The following is a 4,481-nucleotide window of genomic DNA, read 5'->3' on the forward strand; positions in this document are numbered from 1 at the left end:
TGTTCCCCAAGGCTCGACCCGGTCAATACCTGCACCATGACCACCCCGAGGTGGCGCAAGGCCGACATCCGGTGCGCGGCGGCTGCCATCAGGTCCTTGCCGCCGCCCAGCTGCGGCGCGCGGTGATTGTGGCCGCAGTCTGCCTTGGCGTGGCGATGGGGCTTTGATGATGAATAACCACCAACACCCCGATAACCCACCCGGCATGATGCTGTTCTTTTTGCTGATGCTACTGCTGGGTGGTGCCTTTGATGCGAATGCCGCCCATCCCCCGCCCGCAGCACTGCCATACCGGGCTGACCTGATACGCAATGCCCGTCTGGTGTGGGGCCTTAATGCGCCAGTGGCGGATTTTGCCGCGCAGATTGAGCACGAAAGCGGCTGGCAGCCGGGCATTACGAACCACATCGGGGCGCAGGGGTTGGGGCAGTTTATGCCTGCGACTACCGCCTGGATTGGTGAATTAATGCCGGCGCTCGCGGCCAAAGCGCCGCTCAATCCCAGTTGGAGCCTGCGGGCAGTGGTCAGTTTCGATTACTGGCTATGGCAACGATTATCGGCGGTCAATCGCTGTGAACGTATGGCGATGACCCTGTCGGCCTACAACGGTGGCCTGGGTTGGGTCCAGCGTGACCGCCGCCTGGCGGAACGTCAGGGGGTCGATGGTCAGCGCTGGTTTGACAGCGTTGAGCGGGTCAATGCCGGGCGCAGTATGAGCGCCTGGCGTGAGAATCGCCATTATCCTCGCCGTATTTTATACACCCTGGCACCCCGTTACCTGACCTGGGGAGGAGCAAGCTGTGTTTAGTGCAGTCAGCCTGAAAAGCCTCGGCGGGGTGTTGGTGATAGCTCTGCTGTCGGGCATCTGGTGGCACGGCTACACACAAGGCGTAGGTCGCTCAACCGACCGCTGCGCGGCAACCATCAGTCAGCTGCGTGAGGCGTTTGCCATTCAGGAAAAACAGCGCGCCGAGCAGGCAGCCCAAACCCTACAGGCCCTGCAACAACGATTTACCCATCAGGTGAAGGTAGCCCATCAGGCCGAACAGCACTACCTGACGCGTATTGCACAGCTTCACACTCAAACCCAACAATTAACAAGGCGGATAGAGGATGTTACCCAACATTGGCAGGATGAAAAAGGCCAGCCTCATGCTGTGGCCTGCGTGTTTACTCGTGGCTTCGTGCAGCACTATAACGCCGCCCTCGGGCTGTCAGACGTTGACGGTTCAGGCACTGCCGCCGCTGCCGGCGGCCTTGGCAACCCACCCAGGACAACTGCGTCCGCTGGTGAGCCACTCCGACCGAGTCCCGTCACCCAGCGCGATATCCTCGCCAACATCACCGCCAACGGGCAGCAATGTCAGGTCTGGCGGGCACAGGTAAACGGGCTACTGGACTATATTGAAGGATTAATACCATGACATTACAGGTCGATTTCTGGGTACTGGTGAGCTATCTGTTTGGGCTGGCGGGTTTTCTTGACGCCTAGGAATTTCAAAGATCCTGAGGCCGTATGAAATAGGGATCACAGTCGGTAAGATTTGCTGTTTTTTTCAGCACAAGAGGGAGTGAGATCATTATTTGTTGGCTAATCGACTGATTTTTGAACGAATTTGCTGAATTCAGGCAGATCTTCCCTGCATTACATCACGTAACGCATTCGCGCTATTTCCACTGCGTTAGCAACCAGATCCTTTGTTACCAGCCCATACAAGACCCGCTGATAGACCATTTTCCCGCCACACAGAATACATTTAAAAGGGTCCGTATTGAGCAGTGCTTGGCTGAGGCTGGAAAATGTCACTACTTTTACAGGTTTTTTCTCTTCCTGAGCCAGTGCCTTTTTTACCTTCAGCAATAATGTTCCCACCACTCGGTTTGCGAGAAAACCAAAGTACCGCACCATCCGAAAGTGTTTCTCCGGGATATGTTTAATCAGTCGTAAAATTAACTCACGTTGTGGTAATTCTAAATTTTCATGATGATGTGTGCGATGGTTAAGAAAACGTAGAGTTATACGGGATCCGCCGTCATAGTGGGCCAAACGGCAACCTGATACCGGTGGCTTTTTCAAATAGCGTCCCAGATATTTTGCAGTCCGCCACGCATTTTTTGTCGGTTTAGCAAAATGGACATGCCAGTAATCCTTACCTTCTTCGTTTTTTCCGAGACTGAGAATAAAACGTTTCCACTCATCGTAATTACGCAGATGAACCAATTCCACAGGCAAGATTAGCTTCTCCCAAGCTGACAGCAGGAACTGTCGGACATTCCATATCCAGCGTTCTCTAACCTTTGGCAGGCAAAACGACATCTTTTTCCAGCACGAGTTTCGCACCAATAAAAAAACGCTCTATTTTTAAGTTTAATTCAGCATGATATATAAATAGTCAAAACCTTATAAATCAAATACAACTTATTGTAATTTAAGAAAATTTATGTTTTTTAGTAACTTGCAGATTAATCATTGCTTTTAAGCCATTTTTAGAATTTTATATGCCTGTGCGAAACTCGTGTCCAGTTGCCGTGATCATTGATGCCGCCTGTAGTCCACGACAGATGAATATGGCAATTCCAGTTAAGCTGTCGTCCGTAGGTGTGAAGAGCACCGAAAATGCCAAGGGTGAGACCTCTTTGCTCTGCGGCATAAAGCAAATTATCAGCAGCGAGGGCGAACAGGTGGCCTAGCAACCAACGGTTGTTCTCAAATAACGGCCACAGGGCATCAGGCATCGTGAAGGTGCCATGTTGAAAGGGAACGTCAGGAAGACGCGCCATCATAGTGGCGATCCAGATATCGGTGGCCTTTTTGCCGCAGCTAGGGCATCCCCGACCTTTACGAGGCTGTCGCAAAAGAGGTAGTATCATGTTTTTAATGATTTCAATATTTTGATTTTAAAGAAAAAATTAAATTATTTTTATTGTAAATACCCCTTTTGCGACAGCCTCTTTACAGCTTTGGTAAATAAGGCGCCGATGTGGACAATGGGTATTCTCACAGCATAATTCGCGGCTTCCCATAAGTGGTGTGCCACAAGCTAGCATTTTGGTGACAACTTCTACTTCAACAGGCCTCAGTGGGTAAGTGTTTAGCAGTTCGGCCCAAGCACCGTTTCGCTGAAACAACGTTTTTAGAGGGCGAGGAGTGAATTCAGAAAGCACGGGGGTAATTTTATATGATTTCCAGAAGTTCAAGGTACCACCATTCTACCCGATATCGATTTGCAGCCGCTAGGCTGCTTCCTTGTGCAAAAAATTAACGCTGCCAACAAATTGGGATATGCAACCGACGACATACTGGCGGAATGTATGCTCAGAAACTGGCAAGGCTTTGAAGTTTCTTGGCTCGAAAACGGGAAACGTTCATCACAGCACGATGCTAAACCGCAACTTGATTGGAATGATACCAGTTGGGCAAATGGGTTGAAGGGGATTTTATGCAATGCGTTTCAACAGTAATCACTAAAATTAATCGTCAGCAATCGTTTGTTGAGTCAAATAAAAACTCTAGCAATCCACCGCTAATCAAACTGTTTCACGAGTTTCGCACCAACAAATAAACAAGTTATTTTTAAGTTCAATTCGACATAATATATAATTCGCAAAAATTGCTAATTAACACATAAGTTATTGAAATAAATATATATTTTATATTATAAAATATCTTACGGATAAAACATTATTTTAGATATTTTTAGAACTTTATATGCCTGTGCGAAACTCGTGCAAGATTGATTTTATTCCAGCTAATCGCCATACTTGGGTTTTTAACCCCCTGGCACAAGCGGCATTAAGCCTTGCATTGCTGTATTTTCTGTGAAGGTTTAGAAGCCCAAGGCAAAACCGATAACTTTGTTCTGGATGAGGCCGAGAGTTCAGTATGTGAAGAACATAATCATGGACATCACTGCCCAAACGTGCGGCCCACTCAAGAAGACGTTCAGGTGTCCACGTTGCATGCTGTCTATGGGCTTCAGGCATATGTTCTGTTCGAGTGCTGTAGCCATAAGTCCTGCAGCGGGGATGGACTGCAACTTCCTGCTCTTTATTAAATAATCTGACTAACTCGCCGGAAACTCGAGCTTCTAATTGTACTCCGAGAAGCGTATATGGAACCGAGTAATAATGGTTATCAATCTGAACATGATAATCTTTATGGACTCTAACTTTCTTTAACAGAGTGAAGCTGTAATGGGCTTTTGGTAGTGGTTTTAACACAGGGGCGTCTAACTGAACAAAAAGCTCAGCTCTAGAGTAACTCATTTTTTGCATCTTTTTGGTATTTAAAACTAGTTGCTGAATAGAGACTTGCATTTTTTGTCACGCTATTGAGAATAAAAAGAGGTTTAACTTAGAGAATAAAGGTTTGAAATGATCAACAAAGAGCGGCTGTTACGAGATAATCGTTTATGTAAAGCAATCATTGGATTATCAGTCGAAGAATTGAAAAATTTAGCCGCTGAATTTTCAGCTTGTTA

6 protein-coding genes and 2 pseudogenes are annotated in these 4,481 nt (G+C 47.4%); 4 read left to right on the forward strand and 4 right to left on the reverse strand.

The window, feature by feature from the left end; all coding sequences use genetic code 11:
- The 3 genes from CBG25_RS18045 to CBG25_RS18055 form a co-directional block, all read left to right on the forward strand.
- The coding region (locus CBG25_RS18045; protein ID WP_290608402.1) for a putative holin at window positions 1-167 on the forward strand (167 nt) is incomplete at its 5' end.
- The gene (locus CBG25_RS18050; protein ID WP_290608394.1) at window positions 167-808 is read left to right on the forward strand and encodes a transglycosylase SLT domain-containing protein; all 642 of its coding nucleotides are present in this window, start codon (window positions 167-169) and stop codon (window positions 806-808) included. The genes CBG25_RS18045 and CBG25_RS18050, both read left to right, overlap by 1 nt.
- On the forward strand, window positions 801-1,424 hold the full coding sequence (locus tag CBG25_RS18055; RefSeq protein WP_290608396.1) for a hypothetical protein: 624 nt from the start codon (window positions 801-803) through the stop codon (window positions 1,422-1,424). Before CBG25_RS18050 ends, CBG25_RS18055 begins: the two co-directional genes overlap by 8 nt.
- Before the next feature lie 221 nt (window positions 1,425-1,645).
- On the opposite strand, the gene CBG25_RS18060 is transcribed toward CBG25_RS18055, so the two are convergent.
- From CBG25_RS18060 to CBG25_RS18070, 3 genes and pseudogenes are all read right to left on the reverse strand, one after another.
- Window positions 1,646-2,341 (reverse strand): transposase, encoded by a 696-nt coding sequence (locus tag CBG25_RS18060; RefSeq protein ID WP_290608398.1) that lies wholly within the window; start codon window positions 2,339-2,341, stop codon window positions 1,646-1,648.
- Window positions 2,342-2,508: 167 nt separating this feature from the next.
- Window positions 2,509-2,835: pseudogene (locus CBG25_RS18065) on the reverse strand (transposase); the annotation flags it as partial.
- 75 nt (window positions 2,836-2,910) lie between these two features.
- Window positions 2,911-3,198: a transposase zinc-binding domain-containing protein gene (locus CBG25_RS18070; protein WP_290608400.1), complete on the reverse strand. Its 288-nt coding sequence runs from the start codon at window positions 3,196-3,198 to the stop codon at window positions 2,911-2,913.
- A gap of 51 nt (window positions 3,199-3,249) precedes the next feature.
- Between CBG25_RS18070 and CBG25_RS18075 the strand changes: the two genes are divergently transcribed.
- Entirely contained in the window at window positions 3,250-3,462 is a 213-nt protein-coding gene (locus CBG25_RS18075; RefSeq protein WP_290604935.1) for a hypothetical protein, read from the forward strand.
- Window positions 3,463-3,729: 267 nt separating this feature from the next.
- On the opposite strand, the pseudogene CBG25_RS18080 reads toward CBG25_RS18075, so the two are convergent.
- Window positions 3,730-4,347 (reverse strand): annotated as a pseudogene (locus CBG25_RS18080) (IS21 family transposase); the annotation flags it as partial.
- Window positions 4,348-4,481: the final 134 nt, after the last annotated feature.

Origin of the sequence: Arsenophonus sp. ENCA (assembly GCF_002287155.1) — a bacterium.
Taxonomy (GTDB): domain Bacteria; phylum Pseudomonadota; class Gammaproteobacteria; order Enterobacterales; family Enterobacteriaceae; genus Arsenophonus; species Arsenophonus nilaparvatae.